Genomic DNA, 22,709 nt, shown 5'->3' with positions numbered 1-22,709 from the left:
CGAGCACTCCCATATCCACGAGCACTCCCACATCCACGAGCCCGCGCACGACCCCGCGCACGACCCCGCGCACGACCCCGCGCACGACCCCGCCTTACCCCGCCCGATCCCGCAGGAGCCACGCCATGACCACGACCGACGCCCTGATCCGCCTCGACGGCGTGACGAAGACCTTCGGGTCGACCACCGCACTGAAGGATGCTTCCCTCCAGGTCTCCCGCGGCGAGATCGTCGTGCTGCTGGGCCTCTCCGGCTCGGGCAAGTCGACGCTCCTGCGCCACCTCGACGGCCTCGAGACCCCGACCGCCGGCTCGGTCGAGGTGCTCGGCTCGCAGGTTCCGGCGCTGCGCGGCCGGGCGCTGCGCACGCTGCGCAGCCGGGTCGGCTTCATCTTCCAGCAGTTCGAGCTGGTGCCATCGCTCACGGTGCTCGAGAACGTGCTCACGGGTTCGCTCTCCGGCATCCGCGGTCCGCGTCTGGGGCTGTGGGGCTACTCGAAGGCCGCGAAGCTGCGTGCACTCGAGCACCTCGACCGCGTCGGCATCCTCGACCGCGCCTATCAGCGCAGCGACACGCTGTCCGGCGGACAGCAGCAGCGCGTGGCGATCGCCCGCGCCCTCATGCAGAAGCCCGACATCCTCCTCGCCGACGAGCCCGTCGCCTCGCTCGACCCCGAGTCGAGCGACCAGGTCATGGCGCTGATCCGCGAGATCGCCGCCGACGAGGGGCTCACGGTGGTCTGCAGCCTGCACCAGGTCGACCTCGCCATCTCGTGGGCCGACCGCATCGTGGGGCTGCGCCACGGCGAGATCGTGCTCGACACCCCCACCACCGACCTCACCAAGGCGGAGGTCATGGAGATCTACGGCCGCGTCGCGACGTCGACCGCCGAGATCACCGCCGTGGCGATGGAGCTGGCGGATGCCGCGACTCAGGTGGCCGCCTCATGACGCTCTTCGCCGATCGACCGGCGGGCACCGTGGGCGCCTCGGTCGCGGAGCGCGCGCCGAAGCATCCGATCTCGCCCGAACGGATAGCGGCCGGACTCACCCTGCTCGCGCTCGTCGTGCTCGGCGTGCTCGCCGTCGGCGAGGTCGGCATCTCGATCCCGGCGATGGTGGAGAGCTGGGGCAACGCCGAGAACTTCCTGGCGCGGGTCGGCGGACTCACGTTCCCCGAGCCCGGCGACCTGCTCTGGCTCGTCGCGCTCACGGTCGGACTCGTGCTGGTCGGCACCCTGCTCGCCGCGGCGCTCTCGGTGCCGATCGCCTACCTCGCCGCCTCGAACACGACCCCCGGCAACGGCTGGCGCGCCGCCGCCCGTTTCGTGGGCGTGCTCACCCGTGCGCTGCCCGACGTGGTGCTCGCGATGGCGTTCGTGCTGATGTTCTCGCTCGGCACGCTCCCCGGCATCCTCGCCATCGGCATCCACTCGATCGGCATGATCTCGAAGATGTTCGCCGATGCGATCGAGCAGATCGACGAGGGGCCGCGCCTCGCGATCCGCGCCGCGGGAGGCTCGAAGCTGCAGGAGTTCACCGCGGGCGTCCTGCCGCAGGTGCTGCCGAGCTGGGTCGCGACGGTGCTGCACCGCAACGACATCAACCTGCGCGGCAGTGTCGTGCTCGGGTACGTCGGCGTCGCAGGTCTCGGCCTCGAGATGTCGTACGCGTTCAAGGCGCTCAACTACGGCAAGGGCCTCGGCATCGCCCTCGTGATCTTCGTGCTCTGCATCGCGATGGAGATCGTCTCGAGCCTGGTGCGCGGCGCGATGCTCGGCCACGAGAAGCACACCCGCTCGTGGATGGACCGGATCGTGCATCCGCGACTCTCGCCCTCCGCCACGGCCGGCGAAAGCGCCGCCGGCGCCCGCCCGGCGTGGGCGACCAGCCCGCAGACCGCGGTGCGCCGCCCCTGGACCCGCCAGCGCGTGCGCAACACCGCCGCCGGCATCGTGGCCGTGCTCGTGGTGCTCGGCAGCGTAGTCGTCAGCGACATCAGCTGGACCGACTTCCTCACGTTCTGGGCGAAACTCCCCGAGACGGCCGCGAAGTTCTGGCCGCCGTCGTTCGGCAACTACGACGCGGCGTCCATGATCGAGGCCATGCGAGACACGGTCGCGATCGCGCTCGCCGCGACCGTGCTCACCCTGCTCCCGTCGCTGCTGCTCGGCTCGCTCGCCGCGAGCAACGTCGCCCCGAACGGGGGAGTGCGCGCCACCGCCCGGTTCCTGCTCGTCGGCATCCGCGGTGTCCCCGAGCTGATCCTCGCGATCGTGCTCGTCGTCATCACGGGCCTCGGACCGCAGGCCGGTGTGATCGCGCTCGCGATCGGCGGCATCGGTCTGCTCGGCAAGCTCATCGCCGACTCCTTCGAAGAGGTCGACCGCGGCCCCGAGCGTGCGCTGCGCGCCGTCGGTGCCACGCGCCTGCAGACCTACAGCTCGGCCACCGTGCCGCAGGGCATGCAGGCGCTCATCGGGCACAGCTTCTACATGCTCGACACCAACATCCGCGCGGCGACGATCCTCGGCATCGTCGGCGGTGGCGGCGTGGGCTACTACCTGCTCAACGCCAGCCAGGGATCGCGTTACGAGACGGTCACGGCGATCGTGCTGATGATCCTCGTCACGGTGCTCGTCGTGGAGGGGCTCGCGATGTGGATGCGCAAGGTGTTCAAGTGAGCGGTGTTCAGGTGAGCGGGCGCACCGACACCGCCGACCTCGTCGTCGTCGGCTCGGGGATCGTCGGCCTCGGTGCCGCCTACGCCGCAGCGCGTCGCGGGCTGCGCGTCGTCGTCGTCGATCGGACGGATGCTCCCGCCGGCGCCACGATCCGCAACTTCGGGCACCTCTGCATCGGCGCCCAGGCCGGAGAGGCGCGTCGGTACGCGGATGCCTCGCGCCCGCTGTGGGTGCGCCTCGCGCGCGACGCCGGGTTCTGGCTGCGGGAGTCCGGCACGCTCGTCGCCGCGCGTCATGACGACGAGATCGCGGTGCTCGAGGCTGCGGCCCGTGACGGCGGGATGCGGATGCTCGACGCCGAAGAACTGCTGCGGCTCGCGCCGCTGCGCGCCCAGGCTGTCATCGGCGGCGCGCTCATCGAGACCGACCTGCAGACGGATCCGCGCAGTGCGGCGGCCGCGATCGTCCGCCACCTCGCGCGGCTCGGGGTGGACTTCCGCTTCCGCACCGCGGTCACCGCCGTCGCGGGGGAGCGCGTCGAGACGACGCGGGGCACGCTCACCGCTGCGCACGTCGTCGTCGCCGTCAACCACGACATCGACCAGCTCCTCCCCGAGATCGCCGAGCGGAGCGGGATCGAGCGGTGCGCACTCGACATGATGCGGGCCGCGGTGACGCTGCGGCATCCGCTCTCGGCCCCGTTGCTCACCGGCTGGTCGCTCGTGCGGTACGGCCGATTCGCGGGCACGCCGGAGGGCGCGCGCCTGCGCGGGCGCCTGCACGCCGAGCGCCCCGACCTCGCCGCCCTCGACCTCAACCAGATGTACACGCAGCTGCCCGACGGCACGCTGATCATCGGCGACTCCCACGCGACGGCCACGACACCCGCCCCGTTCCAACCCGAGGCGGCATTCACGGCGTTCCTCGACGAAGCCGCCGCGCTGTTCGACATGCCGACGCCGCGCGTGCTCGAACGCTGGCAGGGCGTCTACGCCAAGGCCGCCGGCGACTTCCTCGTCGAGCGCGGCGATGCCGGCGTCCTCGTGCTCGCCGCCACGACCGGCATCGGCATGACGACCGGATTGGGCCTCGCCGAAGAGAACCTCACCGCCGCCTTCGGGTGGACCCCCGCAATGGAAGGAACCCCATGAACACTCCGCTCGATTCCCCCGTGCCGCTCGCCCGGACCGTGCCCATCGAGCTCGTCGTGCTCGACATGGCCGGAACCACCGTGCTCGACGACGGCGTCGTCGAGCAGGCGTTCCAGCGCGCCGCCGAACGCACCGGTGTCGCCGATCGGATGCCGTGGGCCGAGGCCCTCGATCACGTGCGCGTCACGATGGGGCAGTCGAAGATCGACGTCTTCACGCATCTCGCAGGGGGCGATGTCGCCGCCGCCGAGCGGGCGACCGCCGCATTCGAAGACGCCTACGCCGAGATCGTGCGCGAGCAGGGGGTCAGCGAGATCCCCGGGGCCGCCGAGGCGATCCGCGGGCTGAAGGACGCCGGCCTGCGGGTCGTGCTCACGACGGGCTTCGCCCCGGTCACCCGGGACGCCCTGATCGACGGACTCGGCTGGGGTGACCTCGTCGATCTCGCCCTCTCGCCGGTCGACGCCGGTCGCGGGCGTCCCGCTCCCGACCTCGTGCTCACGGCGCTTCTGCGCGCGGGCGCGTCGTCGGTCGCCGCCGTGGCGGTCGCCGGCGACACGGTCAGCGACGTCGAGTCGGGGATCCGGGCGGGTGCGGGCTTCGTGGCTGGCGTGCTCTCGGGCGCGCACGACCGTCGAGCGCTCGACGAAGCCGGAGCGGATGCCGTGCTCCCTGATGTCACCGGCCTGCGCGCGACCCTCGCCGAGCGCAGCCTGCTGCCGCTGGTCACAAGCTCCTGAGGATGTGACGTCATGGGAACGATGCTGACCCGCCCACCCGGGCATCGACGCGACGTGGCGCTGCGACCGGCGGCCACCGCGATGGTGTTCGTCGGCGAAGGACAGCCCCACGAGACGATCGCCGTGCCGGGTGTCGCCCTCTCCGACGGCGACGTGCTGGTCGCGGTCGAGCTGTCGACCATCTGCGGATCCGACGTGCACACCGTGCAGGGGCATCGACCCGCCCCGGTGCCGCTGGTGCTCGGGCACGAGAGCGTCGGCCGGGTCATCGCGCTCGGCGACGCCGGGGCGACCGCGACCGACGGAGCACCGCTGCGCATCGGCGACCGGGTGGTCTGGTCGATCACGGTGTCGTGCGCGAGCTGCGACCGGTGCCTGTGCGGCATGCCTCAGAAGTGCCGCACGCTCGCGAAGTACGGGCACGACCGCATCGGTGCGCACGGGGAGCTGACCGGAGCCTTCGGCAGCCACATGCAGCTGCGCGAGGGAACGACGATCGTGCGGGTGCCCGAGACGCTCCCGGCATCCGTGCTCGCTCCCGCGTCGTGCGCGACCGCGACCGCCTGGGCAGCCGTCGCCCGTGCAGCCCGGCATCGCGATCTGGACGGCGCACGGGTGCGCATCCACGGAGCCGGCCTCGTCGGGCTGTCCGCCGCCGCGATCGCCGCCGAGCAGGGGGCGCTCGTCGAGGTGCTCGACCCGAACGACGCGCGTCGCGCCCGCGCGCAGGAATGGCTGGCACCACGCGGAAGCCGGTCCGTGAGCGAGCGGAGCGAGACGAAGGGCGGTGCGCTACCCCTCGATGCCGCAGGCGGCCCCGAACCCGACATCGTGATCGAGGCATCCGGTCACGCGGTCGCCGAAGCGCTCGACGGGGTCGCCGTCGGCGGGATCGTCGTGCTCGTCGGCAGCGTGTTCCCCGCCGACCGGGTGCCGCTCGACGCCGAGAGTATCGTGCGTCGCCTCGTCACGGTCGCCGGTGTGCATAACTACACGGGCATCGACCTGGCCGAGGCGGTGGCGTTCCTCGCCGGGCGGGGACGCGCCTACCCCTTCGCGGACGCCGTCGGAGCCGTGCGGCCGCTCGCCGCTATCGACGAAGCGCTCGCCGAGGCATCCGCCCCGGGAGCGCCGCTACGCGTCGGGTTGCTACCGGGCCGCTGAATCCGGACCCGGCGTCTCCGGTGCGGGACCGTCGGGCGCGGCCTCGTCGTCGGGGCCCTCGGCTGCTTCGTCGTGCGCGTAGTCGGGTCGCGGCGGCTGCAGCGGCTGGTCGTCGTACTCGCCGCCCTTCCGCCCGCCGAACGGGCGGCCGTGGTCGGCGAACTCCTCGCGGTGGTACACGAACGTCCACGGTCCGGCGGTGAACCGCGCACCCGTGCGCAGGGTCTCCGTGCTCGGAGCGGAGTGGGTGCCGTCGGCGTTGTCGCTCGCGTTGCGCTCGCCCTCGCCGTGCAGCTCGAGCACGTACTCGTCGCGCTGGTCATGGGTGATCGTGGCGTGCACGGGATCCGTGTCGGCGAGACGGAGTTCGTTGCCCGCCGCCGAGCCGATGCGCACGACGTCGACGTCGAGGAGGAACTCGGTGCGCTCGTCGTCTCGCGAGATTCGCAGCTTCGGTTCGCCCGCGCCCCACTCGGCGTGGGTCGTGGTGGGGGTGTAGCCCTCGGTGCCTGAATCGGTCATCCGTCATCGCCTCCTCGGCAGGTAATGGGACTCGACTCTAGGGTCTCGGCCGTCGCCGTCGCAGGGGCTTGACTTCGCCTGGCCGGGGTGTCACGTGGACCCGGGTTCCGCGCGGGAACGATGAGGGCATACGCTTATTCTCATGGGGTGATCCCGACGGCCGGGTCGGAGAACCGAAGCATCGCACCGAGGAGCACCTGATGGGGAAGTTCGTCTACGAAGGCGGAGTCAAGACCGAGATCGAGGACCGGGCGCTCACGCACCTGCAACTCGTCATCACCGCGAAGCTGCGCCGGGGCGAGCCGTTCCCGTTCAGCTGGCGCGAAGACGCGAGCGTCGGCGGCGGCCGCACGACCGTGTGGATCCAGCCGGCGAGCTCGCTGGTCTTCAAGTACTTCGGCAGCCGCCAGCCGTCGATCAACCGCGCGTGGATCGAAGCACTCGCCTTCACGGCCAACGCTCCCAGCGGTCTGTACCTCGTGCCCGAGCCGGCCGAGAACGGTGAGGCGCCGACGACGACCGAGATCCCGGCGGCGCCCTAGAGCTGAGCGCGGCCCCTCGTCGGAGCATCCGCCTGTCAACCCCCTGGAATCGGGTGGGCCGTGACGGCATCGTCGGTATCTCGCGCAACCAGACTTCTGCGCACCGAGACCGACGATACGGAACCCAGGTGACGAGATGACCGACTCCACGACCGACCCCCGACACGCGCACCGCGAAGAGGGCTTCCCGGCGCAGCAACAGGACCAGCCGGGCCTCACCGGGCTGACCCTGCCGACCCCCGATCACGGAGAGGCGAGCTACGTCGGCCACGGCCGGCTCGACGGACGGCGAGCCCTGATCACCGGCGGCGATTCGGGCATCGGCCGCGCGGCGGCGATCGCGTTCGCCCGCGAGGGCGCCGATGTCGCGATCGCGCATCTGCCGGAGGAGCAGGCGGATGCCGACGATACGGTTCGGCTGATCCGCGACGCGGGGCGCACCGGCGTGAGCCTCGCCGGAGACCTCCGCAACGACGAGTTCGCCGCCGCGATCGTGTCGCACACCCGCGAGGCGCTGGGCGGTCTCGACGTGCTCGTGCTCAACGCCGGGTATCAGCACGACATCGACGGGTTCGAGTCGATCGACCCCGATCGCATGCGCCGAGTGTTCGAGACGAACCTGGAGGGGATGCTGCTAACCGCCCGCGCCGCCTTCCCCGAGCTCGAGCCGGGGGCGAGCATCATCGTGACCGCCTCGGTCCAGGCGTACAACCCCTCGCCCGGACTCATCGACTACGCGATGACGAAGGCCGCGCAGGTCGCGTTCGTGCAGGCTCTCGCCGAAGAGGCGGGTCCCCGCGGCATCCGGGTGAACGCCGTCGCGCCGGGGCCGATCTGGACGCCGCTGATCCCCGCCACCGGCTGGGACGAGGAGCGCCTCGCGACCTTCGGCCAGGACACCCCGCTGGGTCGCGCCGGGCAGCCGGCGGAGCTCGCGGGGGCGTACGTGTACCTCGCGTCCGCGGAGTCGTCGTACACCTCGGGCATCGTGCTGCCGGTCACCGGGGGCAAGCACCTCTGAGATCGCGCGGGGCGGCGCGGAGCTACGCTGGAGGAGTGCAGAAATCCGCGTCGTCCCGGACCCTGACGGGCGTCGCCCTCGTCATCGGTTCCTGCCTGTCGCTGCCCTTCGGGGCGGCCGTCGCGGCACAGCTCTTCCCGGTGCTCGGCCCCTGGGGTGTGACGTCGCTGCGCGTGGCGATCGCCGCCCTCCTCCTGCTCGTCATCGTGCGCCCGCGCCCCCGGCGCTGGACGCGACAGCAGTGGGCCGCGGCGCTGCTGTTCGGGCTCTCGCTGGCCGCGATGAACGGCTTCTTCTACGCCGCGATCGACCGCATCCCCCTGGGACCCGCCGTCGCGATCGAGTTCCTCGGCCCCCTCGTGCTGGCGGCCGTGCTCACCCGCAGGCTTCCGGATGCCGTCTGGGTCGGCGTCGCGGTGATCGGCATGGGTCTGCTCTTCGTCGACGGTGTCGTCGGCGCCGAACCGCTCGATCCGCTCGGCGTGGTGTTCATCCTCATCGCCGCCGGATTCTGGGCCATGTACATCCGCACCAGCGCGAAGGTCGGGGCGGTGATCCCGGGCAGCGGCGGGCTCGCGATGGGGCTCGTCGTCGCCGCCGTGCTGCTGCTCCCGGTCGGCATCCCCACCGCGACCGTCGTCGCCGCCGACCCGCAGCTCCTGCTGCTGGCGGGGATCACCGCCGTGCTGTCGTCGGTGATCCCCTACAGCTTCGAACTCGCGGCGCTGCGCCGTCTGCCGCAACGGGTGTTCGGGGTGCTGTTGAGCCTGGAGCCCGCCTTCGCGACGCTGGCGGGGTGGCTCATCCTCGGTCAGGACGCGTCGCCTCTGCGCCTCCTCGCGATCGCCCTCGTCGTCGCCGCGAGCATCGGGACCACCCTCGGCATCCGGCGCGCGCGTCGGCGGGCGGACGACGCCGCGTCCGCATCCGATTCCACGACCGAGCCGGGCGCGGTTCCCGGCTCCGATCGCCGGAACGATCCCGAGACCGGGGTGTTCACCGCGCCGATACCCCTGCCCGACTGACCGGCGCTGCCGCGTCCGCCGTGCCGGTGGTCGCGAGCGGGTAACGGCGACGCAGCAGCATCCGCTGGACGAGCGTCCACACGACCGTGACCGTCAGGTACAGCGCCGCGGCGAGCGGCACGAACACCGCGAACACGGCCGTCAGGTAGTGGAGCGACCCGAACACGCGCTGCATCGCGGGGGAGTTCATCGCCGCGCCCATCGACGAGTCGTCGTCGACGGGAGCGGGGCGGAACACGCGGCGCGTGACCTCCGCGGTCGCGATGATCACGAGCAGCAGCGCCCCGAACACGAGGAACGTCGCAGGCGTCGCCGTGCCCCCGAACACCGCGGAGACGAGGCTCGTCCCCAGCGGTGCCCCGAACAGGTCGTGGGTGAGCAGGTCGTTCGGGTGCCCGGCGATCTCCGGGCGGATGAACAGCGTGTACAGGATGCCGACGACCGGGGCCTGCGCGAGCACCGGGAGCATGCCCGCGAACGGTGAGGTCTTCTCGTCGCGGTAGAGCGCGAGCATCTCCTTCTGGAGCCGCTCGGGATTCTTCTTGTGGCGGCGCTGCAGGTCGCGCAGCTTCGGGGCGAGGCGGGTGCGCGTCTGCTCGGCCTTGGCGGTCGAGAAGCCGACCGGGATGAGCAGGGAGCGCACGAGCAGGGTGACGAGCACGACCGCCAGAGCGGCGGCGGATGCCCCGGCGAGGGGTTCGAGCAGGGTGGAGAGCCCGGCGAGGGCGCCGTAGGCGGCGTCGAGGAGGGCGGCGAGGGGCGGGAAAGCGAAGAGATCCATCGGAGTGTCCGTTCATGAGGTCGGGAGGGGTCGGCGAAAGCCGCGTGGTCCCTCCCGTTCCCGGGCGGAGGACTACGCGGGGATCGCGACTCCCGGCGCTCGCGGACGCGGGTGACCGGCCGCATCGGGATCGCTCTGCGCGAGCAGCGCGGACGCATCGATCGCGCGCCACGGATGCGGGGCGCGGGCGTCGACGGTCGTGCGGATGCTCAGCGCGACGGCCAGCACGAGGGCGGTCACGGCGATGACGGCGATGGCCACACCGAGGGCGGCGGCATCCGGCATCGCGACGAGACCGAGGGTCGCGAGCAGCACGCTCAGCATCCGCTCGATCCACTCGCCCATGCTGCGAGGGTAGCACCGGGCCCTGGGCGCGAGGGCGGGAATAGGCTCGGAGCATGAGTGATCTGCGTGGCCTTCGTGAGCTTGTCGGTGTCGAGCATCCCATCGTGCAGGGGCCGTTCGGCGGGCTGTCGTCGGTCGCGCTCGCCGCGGCGGTCAGCGAGGCGGGCGGGCTCGGGTCGTTCGGTCTCTACGGCTACGACGGCGACCGCATCCGCGCCGTCGGAGCCGAGCTCCGCGCGGCCACCAGCCGACCCTTCGCACTCAACGTCTGGCTGCCCACGGGCGACGAGGTCGAGCCGAACGCCCAGCACATGATCTTCGCCCAGGCGCTGCAGCCGTTCTACGACGCGGTCGGCATCGAGACGCCGGCTCGACCGGACCGGTACCTCGCCCCGCTCGACGAGCAGCTCGACGCGATCTGGGAGGTCGCCCCCGCCGTGCTCAGCGTGGTCTTCGGTGTGCCCGGCGCCGAGGTGGTCGACGAAGCGCACCGCCGCGGCATCCGCGTCGTCGGAACCGCCACGACGGTCGCCGAGGCCGTAGCGCTGGAGGCGGGCGGTGTCGACGCGATCGTCGCGACCGGCATGGAGGCGGCGGGCCACCGGGTGTCGTTCCTGCGGCCCGCCGAGGAATCCCTCGTCGGCACGTTCGCGCTCGTGCCGCAGGTCGTCGACGCGGTCTCGGTGCCCGTCATCGCCGCCGGCGGCATCGCCGATCGTCGCGGAGTGGCCGCGGCCTTCGCGCTGGGGGCGAGCGGGGTGCAGGTGGGCACCGCGTTCCTCGCGACCGACGAGTCGGCGGTCACCGCCGCGCACCGGGCGGCGATCCACGCGACGGCCGCCGACGAGACCGTGCTCACCCGCGCGATGAGCGGACGACTCGCGCGCGGCGCCCGCAATCGAGCCGTGCGCGCGATCGAGGCGAGCGGCACCATCGCGCCGTTCCCGATGCAGAACTGGCTGACCGGGAAGTTCCGCGCGGCTGCGGGGGAGCAGGGGTTCGGCGAGCTGCAGTCGCTGTGGATGGGGCAGGCCGCACCGCTCGTGCACCTCGAGACGGCGGGCGAGGTGTTCGCCGAACTCCGCGCGGGCGTTCCGCGGGGGTGACGCCTGCCGGCGAGCTGTCTGTCTAGAGGATGACGGTTGAGCGGCCGTGCACGATCACGCGGTCCTCGGCGTGCCACTGCACCGCGCGGGCGAGCACGAGACGCTCGACCTCGGCGCCGCGGCTCTGCAGGTCGGCGGCGGACTCGCCGTGCGTCACGCGCGTGACGTCCTGCTCGATGATCGGCCCCTCGTCGAGGTCGGCCGTGGCGTAGTGCGCCGTCGCACCGATGAGCTTCACGCCGCGATCCTTCGCCCGTGCGTAAGGGTTCGCGCCGATGAAGGCCGGCAGGAACGAGTGGTGGATGTTGATGACCGGGGCGCCGATGCGCTCGATGAAGTCGTCGGTGAGGATCTGCATGTAGCGTGCGAGCACCACCAGATCGACGTTGCCCTGCAGCAGTTCGAGCTGACGGGACTCCATGGCTCCCTTGTCGCCCGAGGGGATGTGCACGAACGGCACACCGAACGATCGCACCGACTCGGCGAGGTCGGGGTGGTTCGAGATGACCATCGTGATGTCGATGTCGAGCTGACCACGCTGCGTGCGCCACAGCAGCTCCATGAGGCAGTGGTCGTACTTCGACACGAAGATCGCGACGCGCTTGCGGCGGGAGACGTCGTGCAGCGACCACTCCATCGAGAAGCGCTCGGCGACCTGCGCGATGCTCGCCTCGAGCGCAGGGCGGGCAGCGGCGAGGCCCGGCAGGTGGATGACGGTGCGCTGGAAGAAGCGCCCGCCCTCGGAGTCCGTCGAGTGCTGATCGAGCGAGATGATGTTCGCTCCGTGCTCGGCCAGCACGTTGGCGACGGCCGCGACGATGCCGGGCTGGTCGTCGCACGCGATCAGAAGGCGAGCGGTATCGGGCTGTGACATGGCGTCTCCTCGGGGTGTGCATCGATTCTGCCGTGCGAGCGGCCCTCCCGGCGAATCGCGCCCGTCACGAGCCACCGCTCGCTAGCCTGGAGGGATGCATCCGACCGCTTCCGACCTGCTGACCCGCGCGGTCGCCGACCTCGCGGGCGCCCCGAAGGAGGGGCTCGGCGAGGAGCGCGACTCCCGTTGGCGGGGCAAGCGGATCGTGCGCGTCGGCGAGGCCTGGCACCTGGGCGTGCTGCTGCTCACCGACACGCACGCGCTCGCGACCGCCGAGGTGCTCCGCGCTGCCGACCCCGGTCGCCGCGGCTACACGGCCGAGTCGGCGCGCGAACGCGCCGAGCGCCGTGCCGAAGCCCTCAAGGGCGGCTTCGACGAGGGCGAGGTCGTGCACGTCGGGTGGAGCGTGATCGACGTCGACGCGGTGGATGCCGGGGGAGCCTCCGGGCCGCTCGCGCTGGTCGACGGCATCCCCTCGGTGCGATGGAGCGCCGCCGGGGGCTTCATGCCGCTCGAGGCATACCTGCGGGAGCGCGTCGAACTGCTGCGCGGGGCGAGCTAGTCGCGCGCGTCCAGTGGTCGCGGGCGGACGCCACGGACGCTCGGCTCAGGCGAACGTCTCGGCGAAGCGGCGCAGCAGCTCGGCGCCCTCGGTGACTGATGCCGCCAGTACCTGCCCCTGTACGCGATCGAACTCCGCCGGATCGAAGTACCCGGTCGTGCGGTAGAACGTCATGCGGTCGGCGAAGTCGCGCGGCGTGGGCTCCGGGTGGAACTGCGCGGCGTACAGGTGCGTGCCCACGCGGTACGCCTGCACCGGGCAGGAGTCGTTCGTCGCGAGCAGTTCGGCCCCCGGCGGGAGCGCGGCGGCGCTTTCCTTGTGCGCGGTGAAGACGGTGAGCGCGGGTGCGCTCGGACCGAACACGGGGTCGGCGGCTCCGGCATCCGTCGTGCGGATCACGGTCGCGCTCGCCGATTCCGGAGTCGAGGTGGCGACCTCGCCGCCGAGCAGGCGGGTGACGACGCCGATGCTGAAGCAGGTGAAGAACACGGCGGTCTCGGCCGCGATCGCGCGGCGGGCGATGCGCTCGAGGTCGGCCTCGACCCGCAGCTGCACGGCGGACTTCACGGTGTCGGAGACGTTGAACGGCGAACCGCCGACGACGATCCCGCGGTAGCCCTGCAGACGCTTCTCGTCGAGGGGCTCGTCGAGAAGATCGAGGCGATCGACGACGTCCACGCCGAGCGCGCGCCGGAACGAGGCGTGCTCGGCATCCGCGGCCCCGATCTCGGGTCGCACGCAGACGTAGAGAAGCGAGGACATCAGAAGATTCTAACGAGGGCGCGGCGGCCGGCCGGTCGGCGGTGACTCACCGTGACGACGGCGCTCACCGCGACGACTGCGCTCACCGCGACGACTGTGCCGTGCGGCCGCGGACGATGCCGACGAACGTCTCGACGTCGGGCGTCGTGCGCTCGCGCACCCAGGCGAGGGCGACGGTCGAGGTCGGGCCGTCGACGAGCGGGCGGTAGTCGGCGTCCTTGCGGTGGTGCAGGCGCGCGAGCGACATGGGCACGACCACGGCGCCGGTACCGGTCGCCGCGGTGACGATGGCCTCGGCGGTGGACAGGGGCGCGAAACGCGGCGCGAGGGCACCCGGTGCGTCGATCGCGGGCAGGGTGTCGTCGGTCAGCGCGATGAGCACTTCGCCGGCGAGATCTTCGAGTCGGAGTTGGTCGGCGGCGAGCAGGTGCGACTCGATCGATGCGACGACCACGGGAACCTCGTCGTACAGCGGGATGACGTGCAGCGTGTCGACGGTGTCCGCCCCGAGCGGCAGGCGCACGAGGGCGGCGTCGAGCCCGTCGATCGCGGCATCCTGATCGGCAACCTCGACCGGCACGACCTCGAGCGGGACATGCGGCATGCGCTGCTTCCAGGCATCGATCCACTTGCCCGGCGTCGCGCCGGGTACGACGCCGAGGCGGAAGGTGCGCGGCTCCTCCGGAACGGAGGCCGGGGCATCGAAGACGACCTTCTTCGCCTGCTTCGGCTGGCCGGGGCGGCGCTTCTGCTGCGGCGGCTTCGTCGTCTTCTGCGGGCGCCGCTGCGGTCGCCGTCCCTGAGTCGCCATGCGATCAAGGGTATCCGGCGACCGCGCGGTCGGGTGCCGCGGTGGTCAGTGGTGCGTCAGGCGGCGAGCCAGAGGCCCTTGCGGTTCGTCGCGACGGTGAGACCGGCCGCGACCGTCTCGTCGTCACCGATGCGTGCGCCGCGCACGATGCGTGCGCCCGCGCCGATCTCGGTGCGGACGCCGATGTGCGCGCCATCGCCGACGGCCGCGCCCTCTCCGATGTGCGCGTGCGCCTCGATGTGCGCTCCGTCGCCGATCACGGCATCCGGTTCGATCCACGCGCCGCGCGCGATGGTGGCTCCGGCGCCGATGCGTGCGCCGGGTTCGATGTAGGCGCCGGCTTCGATGTGCGCCTTCGGGTGCACCTTCGCGCCGTGCGCGACGAGTCCTCGGCCGTTGGCGTGCTTGCGGTAGCGCAGCGTGTCGCCTCGGTCGTTCTCGATGTCGACGTAGTTCTTGCCCACGATTCCTCCCGTGCTCCGGGGTTTTCCCCAGTGCTATCAATAACCACGCGCCTACGGGATTCATTCCCCGGTATGGAACCGGTCAGCGCTGGCACACGGGGCACCAGAAGGTGATGCGCTCACGCGTCGGATCCGCGCCCTGTTCGCCCCGTCGGATGAGCGTTCCGCACCGTCGGCACGGTCGCCCCGCGCGGCCGTAGACCCAGGTGGCCTGGCCCGGCCGATCGATCCCGGTGAACGTGCGGTTGCGGCGGTCGCGGTTGGCGCGGATTGTGCGCGTGCCGAGGTCGAGTAGGGCCGCGGCGTCGACCTCCGCGGCCGGCGTGGTCGGCAGGATTCCCCGCAGGAACAGGAGTTCCGCGGCGTACTCGTTGCCGAAGCCCGCCACGTTGCGCTGGTCGAGCAGGGCGACGTGGATGCTGCGCGCATCGGCCGAGATGCGCCGGGCCGCCTCTGCGGGATTCCAGTCGGCGGAGAGCGGATCGGGGCCGAGGTAGCCCACGAGATCGTCTTCGTCGCGGGTGGGCACCAACTCGATCTCGGCGATGTCGACGCCGACCGCTTCGCGCTCGGCCGTGCCGACGATCGCGCGGACCTTGAACGCCGGATGCCGCCACTTCTCACCCGGTCGGTAGACGAACCACGCACCGTCCATGCGCAGATGGGAATGCAGCGTGCTCTCGCCGATGCGCAGGAGCAGATGCTTGCCCCGAGGTGCCGCTCCGTGCACCGTCTGGCCCGTGAGATCGGCGGTCGCGAAGCGCGGCACCCGCAGGTCGAATCGCGTCACGGTGCCACCGGCCAACGCCTCGTCGAGCCGCCGCGCCGTGCGGAAGACGGTATCTCCCTCGGGCATCAGCGGGGTCCGGCCGGGGGCGGGGGCGGGGGAGCGCTCGGCGCGGCAACGTCGTGGTTATGCATGCTGCGGCTGCGTTCCTGCATGCTGCGGCTGCGTTCTTGCATGCTGCGGCTGCGTTCCTGCATGCTGCGGCTGCGTTCCTGCATGCTGCGGCTGCGTTCCTGCATGCTGCGGCTGAGCATCGTCGAACCGGCGACGGCGGCGGGCATGACCGCGACGGCACCGCCGGGCACGAGGAAGCAGAGCTGGGTGGCGACGCCGAAGCCGAGCACGCGCGCTCGGCTGCCCGCGAACAGAGCGGCGCGGTCGGCGGGGGTGAGGTCTCGGGCGTCGAACGCGCGCCCGGTGAGTTCGCGTGCGAGGAGGCGTCCCGAGAGGACCACGCCGAGCACGGGGCCGACGAAACCGCCCACGAGGGGCAGGAGGCCGGCGATCAGCACCACGATCGCGATGAGCACGCCCAGCACCACGAGGCGCAGGCCCTCGCCGATCGTCGTCCAGAAACTGCCGCCGTCGGTCGGCGGCGGATCGCCGAGGTCGACCTCGACCGCGTGCCAGATGCGCTGATAGAAGGGATCGCCGATGGTGAGGGTCAGGGCCGTGAACACGGCGCTCGCGAGGAAGACGGCGGCGGCGACGATGACGAACCCGACCGCGGTGCGGAACAACGACCGCCAGGGCTCGACCCAGCCGTCGGCGAAGGGCGTGGCCCACGCCGTGATCGACCCCATGCCCAGCACCAGCGGGAGGATCGCGGCGATGAGCAGCACGAGGGCGATGACCGCCGGCACGAGCCCCAGCGCCATGAGTCCGGGGCGGGTGCGCCATACGGAGAACCCGCGCAGCAGAAGGCGGACGCCGGTGACGAACTCTCGGATCATGACTCTCACAGTAGAGGGGGGCGGATGAGCGGGCGGTGGCGGGCGGGCAGAGGCGGGTGCGGGTCACACCGCCTTGCGGAGCGTGAAACCGCGCGGTGTCGCGACGAACCCGGCATCCTGCAGGGCGAGAGCGAGCGGGGTGCCGTAGACGCCCTCTCCGTCGATCTTCTCGACGGTGAGAGTGTCGAGCCGTCGAGCGCGGGCGGTGGCGGCGAGGTCGGCGGCGGCGGCGCGCAGCACCTCGGCGTCGTCGGTGAAGGACAGAACCGTGCGCCCGCCGCGCTCGAGGTACAGCACGAGCGCGCCGTCGACGATGACCACGAGCCCGCCGGCCTTGCGCCCGGGGCGGTGCGAGACGCCGTCGCGGCGCGGCCAGCCGAGGGCCGCCCCGTAGGGGTTCGCTGGGTCGGTCGCGGCGAGGGTGACGGCCTTGCGGGGCGGCGGGTCGGCGAGACCCGCGAACGTGCGCAGGCGGTCGACGGTGGCGGATGCCGCGAACTGCGCCGCCCCCAGCTTCTCGATCACGTAGCCGCGGCGGCAGTGCCCGGCCTCCTCGAAGCCGGCGAGCACCCGGTACGCCTGGGCGAACCCGCCCGGTACGCCCTCGGCCTGCACGGCACCGCGCGTCACGACGCCGTAGCGGTCGAGCAGGAGCCCGGCGGTCACGGTCGCACGGCGGGCGGGGTCGGTCTCGGCGGCGGGGAGGAGCGACCAGCGTCCGCCGATCGCGGTGGGGCGCGCGGGGGTGCGTCCCAGGGAGACGCCACGGTACGTGCGCGTGCGCGGGGCGCGGCGGGTCACCCGGTGCGCCTGCGACCCGCCCCCGAGGAGCGAGCGGATCGGAGCGAACGTGTCGTTGGTGACGTGCCCCGACCAGGTGAGCGACCACAGCGCCTCGAGCACCGACTGCTCGTTCTCGGCACCGGTCATCTCCTTGAGCTGCGCCGCGAAGTACGCACCGCCGATCCCACCGGCCACCCCGATGCTCCCGCCGGCCCCGGGGGTCGCGGCGTCGTCGCGTGCACCCGGCCCGCCGAGAGCCCCGAGCAGACGGGCTTCGAGCGAGTCGGTCGCGATCTCCGCGTCGGGCTCGGGAAGGGTGAACGGCGCGAGATCGGCGGGGTGCAGCGACACCCATCCGTCGCGTCCGGGGAGAGTGCCGTGCCCCGACCAGATGACCTCTCCCGAGGAGGTGAGTTCGTCGAGCATGCCCGGGGTGTAGTCCCGCACACGGGAGGGCAGCACCAACGACTCCCAGGCGCTCGCGGGGATGGGCACCCCGGCGAACTGCTCGATCACGGCGAGCACGCCGTCGATGCCCTCGAGCGGGCGGGTGAGGTGCTGCCAGTCGGGCAGGAAGCGCGCGTACGCTTCGGGCGAGACCGGTTCGACGCTGCCGCGGATGGCAGCCAGCGACCGCATACGCAGGCGGCGCAGCACCTCGGTGTCGCACCACTCGATGTCGTCCCGGGTTCCTGCACCCGCTCCCGCCGCCCCGGAGGAGCCGGTGGCCGGGGCCGATGCCTCGGGCAGGAAGTAACCGCTCGTGAGACGGCCCGCATTCTCGAGCCGCTGGAGCGTGTGCCGCGCGACCGCCGCGCCGATGCCGAAGCGGGTGGCGACGGCATCCGTCGTGAAGGGGCCGTGGGTGCGCGCGTGACGCGCGACGAGGTCGCCGAGCGGATCGGCGAGCGGCTCGAGGAACGCGACCGGGATGCCGGTGGGGAGCGCCGCGCCGAGCGCATCGCGGAGGCGCCCGGCGTCTTCGATCGCCGCGATGCGCTGCACCCCGGCGATCGTCACGGGGATGGCGCGCCGGGCCTGCACGAGCGCGTCGAGGTGGGCCGCGGCGACGGCCTCGTTCGGTTCGTGATCGTCGTCCGGTCCGCGATCGGCGTCCGCTTCGCGATCGCCCTCCGGCGCGAGCCGCGCGGCGACCTCGGCGGCGTCGAGCGGTCCGAGCAGGCGCAGCAGATCGGCCGTGCCCTCGAGTCCGCGCGCGCGGCGCTCGGGGTCGAGGCGCTGCGCTTCGCGTTCGGACTGGACGATGACCTCGGGATCGAGCAGCTCGCGCAGCTCGACGGTGCCGAGCAGCTCGCCCAGCAGGGCGGGATCGACCGAGAGCGCGGCGGCCCGGCGCTCGGCGAGCGGGGAGTCGCCCTCGTACATGAACGCGCCCACGTAGCCGAAGAGCAGGTCGCGGGCGAACGGCGAGGGCTGCGCGGGCTGCGTCTCGACGAGGCGGATGCGCCGATCGGCGATCGAGGTCGCGAGCCGCCGCAGCGAGGGCAGGTCGTAGACGTCCTGCAGCACTTCGCGGAGCGTCTCGAGGATCACCGGGAACGTCGGATGCCGGCGCGCCACCTCGAGCAGCTGCGCCGAGCGCTGGCGCTGCTGCCAGAGCGGGGTGCGGCGGTTGGGGTTGGTGCGCGGCATGAGCAGCGCACGAGCCGCGCACTCGCGGAAGCGTGAGGCGAAGAGCGCCGAGCCTCCGACCTCCTCGGTCACCAGGTGCTCGATCTCGTCGGGGTCGAAGACGAACAGCTCGGCGCCGGGCGGTTCGGCCTCGGCATCCGGGATGCGCACGATGATGCCGTCGTCGCTCGCGACCGCAGACCCCTCGACGCCCAGGCGTTCGCGCACCCGGGCGTTGATCGCCAGCGCCCACGGTGCGTGCACCTTCATGCCGTAGGGGGAGTGCAGGATCACGCGCCAGTCGCCGACCTCGTCGCGGCCGCGCTCGACCGTGAGCGTGCGGTCGGTCGGGAGGGTGCCCGTGGCCTCGCGCTGCTCGCTGAGGTGGGCGAGCAGATTCGCGCGGGCCTGCTCGTCGAGCCCGGCGTCGATGAGGCGCTGCGCCGCCTTCTCGGGGGTCGCCGCCGACACCTCGCGCGAGAACGCGCCGAGGGCCTCGCCCAGTTCGAACGGTCGCCCGATGCCGTCGCCGTGCCAGAACGGCACCTTGCCGGGCTGGCCGTACGCGGGGATCACGTTCACGCGGTCGTGCGTGATCTCGGCGATCCGCCAGCTGGTCGTGCCGAGCGTGAACACATCGCCCACGCGTGATTCGTAGACCATCTCCTCGTCGAGCTCGCCGACCCGGGCGCCCGTCGACTCGCCCGCCACGAACACCCCGAACAGCCCGCGGTCGGGGATCGTGCCGCCGCTCGTGACCGCGATGCGCTGCGCGCCCGGACGCCCCGTGAGCGTGCCGGCGTCGCGATCCCAGACCAGGCGCGGGCGCAGCTCGGCGAACTCGTCGGACGGGAAGCGCCCGGCGAGCAGATCGAGCGTCGCCTCGTACGCCGACCGCGGGAGCGATTGGAACGGCGCCGAGCGGCGCACCGTGTCGAACCACTCCTCGACGCTGATCGCTCCCAGCGCGCTCGCCGCGACGGTCTGCTGGGCGAGGATGTCGAGCGGGTTGCGGGGCACCTGGATGGCCTCGATCTTGCCCGCGAGCATCCGCTCGGTCACGATCGCGGTGTGCAGCACGTCACCCCGGTGCTTCGGGAACAGCGCCGCGCGGCTGATCTCGCCGACCTGGTGCCCGGCCCGGCCGACGCGCTGGAGGCCCGATGCCGCCGACGGTGGAGCCTCGACCTGGATGACGAGGTCGACGGCCCCCATGTCGATGCCGAGTTCGAGGCTGCTCGTCGCGACGACGCAGCGCAGCACGCCCGACTTGAGCTCCTCCTCGACGAGAGCGCGCTGCTCCTTCGAGACAGAGCCGTGGTGCGCCTTGGCCAGCACGGGATCGGCGCCCGCGGTGGCACCCGCCTGCGCCATCATCTGGGCGGGGACCGTCTGGTCGGGCAGCTCGACACCGGTGCGCTCGGAGTAGATCTCGTTCAACCGGCCGGTCAGGCGCTCGGCGAGGCGGCGCGAGTTCGCGAACACGATCGTCGAGTTGTTCTGCAGGATGCGATCGACGATCGCCTCCTCGACGTGCGGCCAGACCGATCCCGTCACCTCGGTGTACTCGGCATCCGCTGTCGGGGAGTCGGCACCGCTGCCCGGAGGCGGCGGCGGATTCGTCATGTCGTCCATCGGCACGACGACGCCCAGCTCGAAGGTCTTCGATGCCCGGGGCGCCACGATCTCGACGGGCGCGGAACCGCCGAGGAAGCGGGCGACCTCGTCGATCGGGCGCACGGTCGCCGAGAGGCCGATGCGCTGCGCCGGGGCCTCGGCACCGTACGACGACCGCAGCGCGTCGAGGCGTTCGAGGCTCACCGCCAGGTGGGCGCCGCGCTTGGTGGCGGCGACCGCGTGCACCTCGTCGATGATGACGGTGTGCACGCCGCGCAGCGTCTCTCCCGCGCGGCTCGTGAGCATGAGGTAGAGCGATTCGGGCGTGGTGATGAGGATGTCGGGCGGATCGGAGACCAGCTTGCGCCGGTCGCTCGAGGTGGTGTCGCCCGAGCGGACACCGACGGTCACCGTCGGCGACGGAGCCCCGAGCCGCCGGGCCGACTGCCCGATGCCGACGAGCGGGGAGCGCAGATTGCGCTCGACGTCGACGCCCAGCGCCTTGAGCGGCGAGATGTACAGGATGCGCGTGCGCGGGGCGTCGTCCTTCTTCTTCGCGGGTGCATCCGGTTCGGCCATGCGCTCGCGGAAGACGCTGTCGATCGCCCAGAGGAACGCCGACAGCGTCTTGCCCGAGCCCGTGGGCGCGACCACGAGGGCGTGTTTGCCCGCCGAGATCGCCTCCCACGCACCCGCCTGCGCGGGAGTGGGCGCGGGGAACGCACCCCGGAACCAATCCTGCGTGGGCGGGGTGAAGCGCTCGAGCACGTCACTCATACGTCCATCTTGGCCCGGGCCACCGACATGGGCTCGACGGTTGTCGGAGGCGGGGCGCATGCTGTATCCATGGCGCACACCACGAACTACCACGACGCGTTCATCGAGGTCGCCGAGGACTGCCCGACCGATCACGCGGTCGAGCCGCCCGCGAGCGAGAAGCCCACGATCGCCGCCCTGCACTACCGGCTGATCGCCGAGCATCCGTACGGCCGCACGTCGGACGACGTGGTGTTCGAGACGTTTGCCCTGCGAGCGGGAATCGCCGTCGACGACGCCGTCGAGCGTGCCCTGTTCTTCTCCGTCGGGCGCCCCTGCCTGCGTTCCTCGCCGCTCGGCAAGCGCTACGGCTGGGGCCTCCACCACGACGCTCAGGGCCGTGTCGCCCTCGTCGCGCGCGAATCCGACGACTATGCGCTCCACGCCGCCGACCCCGAGATCTCCCACATGCGGGCGATGCGGAGCAGGCGGCCCTGACGGCATGACCGATACGGTGGGTGCAGATCGACCAGGGGGAGACGATGACCGATCCGCATGCACCGCAGCCTGCCCACGGCGTTCCGGCGCCGCAGAATTCCACGCCGCAGCATCCATCGCCGCCTCATCCCGGCGCGCACCCCGGGCCGCCGCGCCGTACCCGCGCGGGTGCGTGGATCCTCCTGTGGGTGTTCGTCGGAGCCGCGGTCCTCGCGGCGGTGATCGCCGGTGTCCTGGTGGCGGTGAACGGTGCGAACCGCGGGCCGAGCGCCGGTGAGGTCGCCGAGCAATACCTCCAGCACATCGCCGACGGCGACGCCACCGCGGCCGCGGCTCTCGTGGCACCCCGGCCGCAGGAGATCGAGAAGCTGGACGACCCGTCGATGCTGACCGACGAGGTGCTCGGGGCCGCGACCGAACGGATTCGGGACGTCGTCGTCGATGCCCCCGCAGACGCCGATGACGCCGCGAGCGTCACGAGCGTGGACGTGTCCTTCGCCCTGGCGGGAGAGCGGCACGACACGACCCTCTCGCTCGCCCGCGACGAGGAGTCCGGGCAGTGGCAGGTCAGGACTGCGCTGACCGACCGCTTCATCGTCACGGAGGAGGACCCGGCGTTCCTCCTCGGCGGTGTCGAGACGCCGACGGTCGATTCGGGCGAGGTCCTGCCGCTCGCGCTGTACCCGGCGGTGTACCCGGTCGCGGCGATCGATGACACGTTCTACGAGACGGATATCGACGAACTCGTCATCACCGGCGCGCCGGACGGAACGCGGAAGGTCGCCGTCGTCCCGAACGCGAACTTCTCGGAGGAGGTGCAGCGCCAAGTCGACGCGCATCTCGACGAGTGCGCCACGCAGACCACCTGGCGGGTCGACGGATGCCCGTTGAGCGCGCCGTTGGACGCCCGCACCGTCGAGGTCGAATGGACCGTCGACACGTACCCGACCGTCGAGTTGCTGCTCGACGGCGAGCTGTTCGTCGCACGGGGAGGAGCCGTCCGGGCCGTCTACGCCCCGGCGGATGCCGCGGAGCCGGTGACCTTCGAGGGCGAGCTGTCAACGAGCGGCACGGTCGAGGTCAGCGGGAGCGCGCTCGTCGTGACCTTCGAGTGAGCGCGCTCCGGCCGC

At 72.1% G+C, this 22,709-nt stretch carries 22 protein-coding genes; 12 read left to right on the top strand and 10 right to left on the bottom strand.

Annotated features, from left to right (window positions below):
- Nucleotides 1-125 precede the first annotated feature (125 nt).
- Genes phnC through KZC52_RS16680 form a run of 5 tightly spaced genes read left to right on the top strand, consistent with a single transcriptional unit; the run spans nucleotide 126 to nucleotide 5,738 of the window.
- Entirely contained in the window at nucleotides 126-950 is an 825-nt protein-coding gene (gene phnC / locus KZC52_RS16700) for a phosphonate ABC transporter ATP-binding protein (RefSeq protein WP_247625250.1), read from the top strand.
- A complete protein-coding gene (phnE, locus tag KZC52_RS16695; RefSeq protein ID WP_247625249.1) occupies nucleotides 947-2,683 on the top strand; it encodes a phosphonate ABC transporter, permease protein PhnE in 1,737 nt (578 codons plus the stop codon). The genes phnC and phnE overlap by 4 nt, the downstream gene beginning before the upstream one ends.
- Nucleotides 2,680-3,834, top strand: a complete 1,155-nt coding sequence (locus KZC52_RS16690; RefSeq protein ID WP_247625248.1) for a TIGR03364 family FAD-dependent oxidoreductase — start codon at nucleotides 2,680-2,682, stop codon at nucleotides 3,832-3,834. Before phnE ends, KZC52_RS16690 begins: the two co-directional genes overlap by 4 nt.
- A complete protein-coding gene (locus KZC52_RS16685) occupies nucleotides 3,831-4,574 on the top strand; it encodes an HAD family hydrolase (protein WP_247625247.1) in 744 nt (247 codons plus the stop codon). Before KZC52_RS16690 ends, KZC52_RS16685 begins: the two co-directional genes overlap by 4 nt.
- A 12-nt stretch (nucleotides 4,575-4,586) precedes the next feature.
- Complete coding sequence (locus KZC52_RS16680) at nucleotides 4,587-5,738, top strand: alcohol dehydrogenase catalytic domain-containing protein (RefSeq protein ID WP_247625246.1); 1,152 nt, start codon at nucleotides 4,587-4,589, stop codon at nucleotides 5,736-5,738.
- On the opposite strand, the gene KZC52_RS16675 is transcribed toward KZC52_RS16680, so the two are convergent.
- Complete coding sequence (locus tag KZC52_RS16675; protein WP_247625245.1) at nucleotides 5,724-6,260, bottom strand: FHA domain-containing protein; 537 nt, start codon at nucleotides 6,258-6,260, stop codon at nucleotides 5,724-5,726. The genes KZC52_RS16680 and KZC52_RS16675 overlap by 15 nt on opposite strands.
- A 200-nt stretch (nucleotides 6,261-6,460) precedes the next feature.
- On the opposite strand from KZC52_RS16675, the gene KZC52_RS16670 reads away from it, so the two are divergent.
- The 3 genes from KZC52_RS16670 to KZC52_RS16660 all read left to right on the top strand — a co-directional run bounded on the left by KZC52_RS16670 (nucleotide 6,461) and on the right by KZC52_RS16660 (nucleotide 8,848).
- The gene (locus tag KZC52_RS16670; protein ID WP_247625244.1) at nucleotides 6,461-6,802 is read left to right on the top strand and encodes a DUF7882 family protein; all 342 of its coding nucleotides are present in this window, start codon (nucleotides 6,461-6,463) and stop codon (nucleotides 6,800-6,802) included.
- Between the two features lie 136 nt (nucleotides 6,803-6,938).
- The gene (locus tag KZC52_RS16665; protein ID WP_247625243.1) at nucleotides 6,939-7,823 is read left to right on the top strand and encodes an SDR family oxidoreductase; all 885 of its coding nucleotides are present in this window, start codon (nucleotides 6,939-6,941) and stop codon (nucleotides 7,821-7,823) included.
- 35 nt (nucleotides 7,824-7,858) lie between these two features.
- The gene (locus KZC52_RS16660; RefSeq protein WP_247625242.1) at nucleotides 7,859-8,848 is read left to right on the top strand and encodes an EamA family transporter; all 990 of its coding nucleotides are present in this window, start codon (nucleotides 7,859-7,861) and stop codon (nucleotides 8,846-8,848) included.
- Here KZC52_RS16660 and KZC52_RS16655 read toward each other — a convergent pair.
- On the bottom strand, nucleotides 8,820-9,629 hold the full coding sequence (locus KZC52_RS16655; RefSeq protein ID WP_247625241.1) for a YidC/Oxa1 family membrane protein insertase: 810 nt from the start codon (nucleotides 9,627-9,629) through the stop codon (nucleotides 8,820-8,822). The genes KZC52_RS16660 and KZC52_RS16655 overlap by 29 nt on opposite strands.
- A 72-nt stretch (nucleotides 9,630-9,701) precedes the next feature.
- Entirely contained in the window at nucleotides 9,702-9,974 is a 273-nt protein-coding gene (locus KZC52_RS16650) for a DUF6412 domain-containing protein (protein ID WP_247625240.1), read from the bottom strand.
- A gap of 53 nt (nucleotides 9,975-10,027) precedes the next feature.
- Between KZC52_RS16650 and KZC52_RS16645 the strand changes: the two genes are divergently transcribed.
- The gene (locus tag KZC52_RS16645; protein ID WP_247625239.1) at nucleotides 10,028-11,080 is read left to right on the top strand and encodes an NAD(P)H-dependent flavin oxidoreductase; all 1,053 of its coding nucleotides are present in this window, start codon (nucleotides 10,028-10,030) and stop codon (nucleotides 11,078-11,080) included.
- Nucleotides 11,081-11,102: 22 nt separating this feature from the next.
- Here the strand turns inward: KZC52_RS16645 and purU are convergent, their stop codons facing one another.
- Nucleotides 11,103-11,954, bottom strand: coding sequence for a formyltetrahydrofolate deformylase (gene purU, locus KZC52_RS16640; RefSeq protein ID WP_247625238.1), 852 nt, complete (start codon nucleotides 11,952-11,954; stop codon nucleotides 11,103-11,105).
- Between the two features lie 94 nt (nucleotides 11,955-12,048).
- On the opposite strand from purU, the gene KZC52_RS16635 reads away from it, so the two are divergent.
- A complete protein-coding gene (locus KZC52_RS16635; RefSeq protein WP_247625237.1) occupies nucleotides 12,049-12,516 on the top strand; it encodes a glutaminase in 468 nt (155 codons plus the stop codon).
- A gap of 45 nt (nucleotides 12,517-12,561) precedes the next feature.
- Here the strand turns inward: KZC52_RS16635 and KZC52_RS16630 are convergent, their stop codons facing one another.
- The 6 genes from KZC52_RS16630 to KZC52_RS16605 form a co-directional block, all read right to left on the bottom strand.
- Nucleotides 12,562-13,278, bottom strand: a complete 717-nt coding sequence (locus KZC52_RS16630) for a glutamine amidotransferase-related protein (RefSeq protein WP_247625236.1) — start codon at nucleotides 13,276-13,278, stop codon at nucleotides 12,562-12,564.
- A gap of 82 nt (nucleotides 13,279-13,360) precedes the next feature.
- Nucleotides 13,361-14,089, bottom strand: a complete 729-nt coding sequence (locus tag KZC52_RS16625) for a LysR substrate-binding domain-containing protein (RefSeq protein ID WP_247625235.1) — start codon at nucleotides 14,087-14,089, stop codon at nucleotides 13,361-13,363.
- Nucleotides 14,090-14,145: 56 nt separating this feature from the next.
- Nucleotides 14,146-14,553 (bottom strand): DapH/DapD/GlmU-related protein, encoded by a 408-nt coding sequence (locus KZC52_RS16620; protein ID WP_247625234.1) that lies wholly within the window; start codon nucleotides 14,551-14,553, stop codon nucleotides 14,146-14,148.
- An 82-nt stretch (nucleotides 14,554-14,635) separates the two neighbouring features.
- The gene (locus tag KZC52_RS16615; protein WP_247625233.1) at nucleotides 14,636-15,409 is read right to left on the bottom strand and encodes a DNA-formamidopyrimidine glycosylase family protein; all 774 of its coding nucleotides are present in this window, start codon (nucleotides 15,407-15,409) and stop codon (nucleotides 14,636-14,638) included.
- Complete coding sequence (locus tag KZC52_RS16610) at nucleotides 15,409-16,293, bottom strand: EI24 domain-containing protein (protein WP_247625232.1); 885 nt, start codon at nucleotides 16,291-16,293, stop codon at nucleotides 15,409-15,411. The genes KZC52_RS16615 and KZC52_RS16610 overlap by 1 nt, the downstream gene beginning before the upstream one ends.
- Nucleotides 16,294-16,356: 63 nt before the next feature.
- Entirely contained in the window at nucleotides 16,357-21,102 is a 4,746-nt protein-coding gene (locus KZC52_RS16605) for an ATP-dependent helicase (protein ID WP_247625231.1), read from the bottom strand.
- A gap of 69 nt (nucleotides 21,103-21,171) precedes the next feature.
- Here KZC52_RS16605 and KZC52_RS16600 point away from each other — a divergent pair, with 69 nt between their 5' ends.
- Together KZC52_RS16600 and KZC52_RS16595 are read left to right on the top strand one after the other, a co-directional pair.
- The gene (locus KZC52_RS16600) at nucleotides 21,172-21,579 is read left to right on the top strand and encodes a DUF6157 family protein (RefSeq protein ID WP_247625230.1); all 408 of its coding nucleotides are present in this window, start codon (nucleotides 21,172-21,174) and stop codon (nucleotides 21,577-21,579) included.
- Nucleotides 21,580-21,623: 44 nt separating this feature from the next.
- Nucleotides 21,624-22,694: a hypothetical protein gene (locus KZC52_RS16595; protein WP_247625229.1), complete on the top strand. Its 1,071-nt coding sequence runs from the start codon at nucleotides 21,624-21,626 to the stop codon at nucleotides 22,692-22,694.
- The last annotated feature ends 15 nt before the right edge of the window (nucleotides 22,695-22,709 follow it).

The sequence above is a fragment of the Microbacterium galbinum genome, assembly GCF_023091225.1.
In the GTDB taxonomy this organism is placed as follows: Bacteria; Actinomycetota; Actinomycetes; order Actinomycetales; family Microbacteriaceae; genus Microbacterium; species Microbacterium galbinum.
The sequence above is the reverse complement of the archived record's forward strand: the minus strand, read 5'-3'. Positions and strand labels throughout refer to the sequence as shown.

What these genes read in the sequence shown, in the direction of transcription:
- KZC52_RS16680 (WP_247625246.1), top strand. Translation starts at nt 4,587, where the DNA reads ATGGGAACGATGCTGACCCGCCCACCCGGGCATCGACGCGACGTGGCG.
- KZC52_RS16635 (WP_247625237.1), top strand. Translation starts at nt 12,049, where the DNA reads ATGCATCCGACCGCTTCCGACCTGCTGACCCGCGCGGTCGCCGACCTC.
- KZC52_RS16615 (WP_247625233.1), bottom strand. Translation starts at nt 15,409, where the DNA reads ATGCCCGAGGGAGATACCGTCTTCCGCACGGCGCGGCGGCTCGACGAG.
- purU (WP_247625238.1), bottom strand. Translation starts at nt 11,954, where the DNA reads ATGTCACAGCCCGATACCGCTCGCCTTCTGATCGCGTGCGACGACCAG.
- phnC (WP_247625250.1), top strand. Translation starts at nt 126, where the DNA reads ATGACCACGACCGACGCCCTGATCCGCCTCGACGGCGTGACGAAGACC.
- KZC52_RS16630 (WP_247625236.1), bottom strand. Translation starts at nt 13,278, where the DNA reads ATGTCCTCGCTTCTCTACGTCTGCGTGCGACCCGAGATCGGGGCCGCG.
- KZC52_RS16675 (WP_247625245.1), bottom strand. Translation starts at nt 6,260, where the DNA reads ATGACCGATTCAGGCACCGAGGGCTACACCCCCACCACGACCCACGCC.
- KZC52_RS16595 (WP_247625229.1), top strand. Translation starts at nt 21,624, where the DNA reads ATGACCGATCCGCATGCACCGCAGCCTGCCCACGGCGTTCCGGCGCCG.
- KZC52_RS16685 (WP_247625247.1), top strand. Translation starts at nt 3,831, where the DNA reads ATGAACACTCCGCTCGATTCCCCCGTGCCGCTCGCCCGGACCGTGCCC.
- KZC52_RS16600 (WP_247625230.1), top strand. Translation starts at nt 21,172, where the DNA reads ATGGCGCACACCACGAACTACCACGACGCGTTCATCGAGGTCGCCGAG.
- KZC52_RS16645 (WP_247625239.1), top strand. Translation starts at nt 10,028, where the DNA reads ATGAGTGATCTGCGTGGCCTTCGTGAGCTTGTCGGTGTCGAGCATCCC.
- KZC52_RS16670 (WP_247625244.1), top strand. Translation starts at nt 6,461, where the DNA reads ATGGGGAAGTTCGTCTACGAAGGCGGAGTCAAGACCGAGATCGAGGAC.
- KZC52_RS16605 (WP_247625231.1), bottom strand. Translation starts at nt 21,102, where the DNA reads ATGAGTGACGTGCTCGAGCGCTTCACCCCGCCCACGCAGGATTGGTTC.
- phnE (WP_247625249.1), top strand. Translation starts at nt 947, where the DNA reads ATGACGCTCTTCGCCGATCGACCGGCGGGCACCGTGGGCGCCTCGGTC.
- KZC52_RS16665 (WP_247625243.1), top strand. Translation starts at nt 6,939, where the DNA reads ATGACCGACTCCACGACCGACCCCCGACACGCGCACCGCGAAGAGGGC.
- KZC52_RS16655 (WP_247625241.1), bottom strand. Translation starts at nt 9,629, where the DNA reads ATGGATCTCTTCGCTTTCCCGCCCCTCGCCGCCCTCCTCGACGCCGCC.
- KZC52_RS16650 (WP_247625240.1), bottom strand. Translation starts at nt 9,974, where the DNA reads ATGGGCGAGTGGATCGAGCGGATGCTGAGCGTGCTGCTCGCGACCCTC.
- KZC52_RS16625 (WP_247625235.1), bottom strand. Translation starts at nt 14,089, where the DNA reads ATGGCGACTCAGGGACGGCGACCGCAGCGGCGCCCGCAGAAGACGACG.
- KZC52_RS16610 (WP_247625232.1), bottom strand. Translation starts at nt 16,293, where the DNA reads ATGATCCGAGAGTTCGTCACCGGCGTCCGCCTTCTGCTGCGCGGGTTC.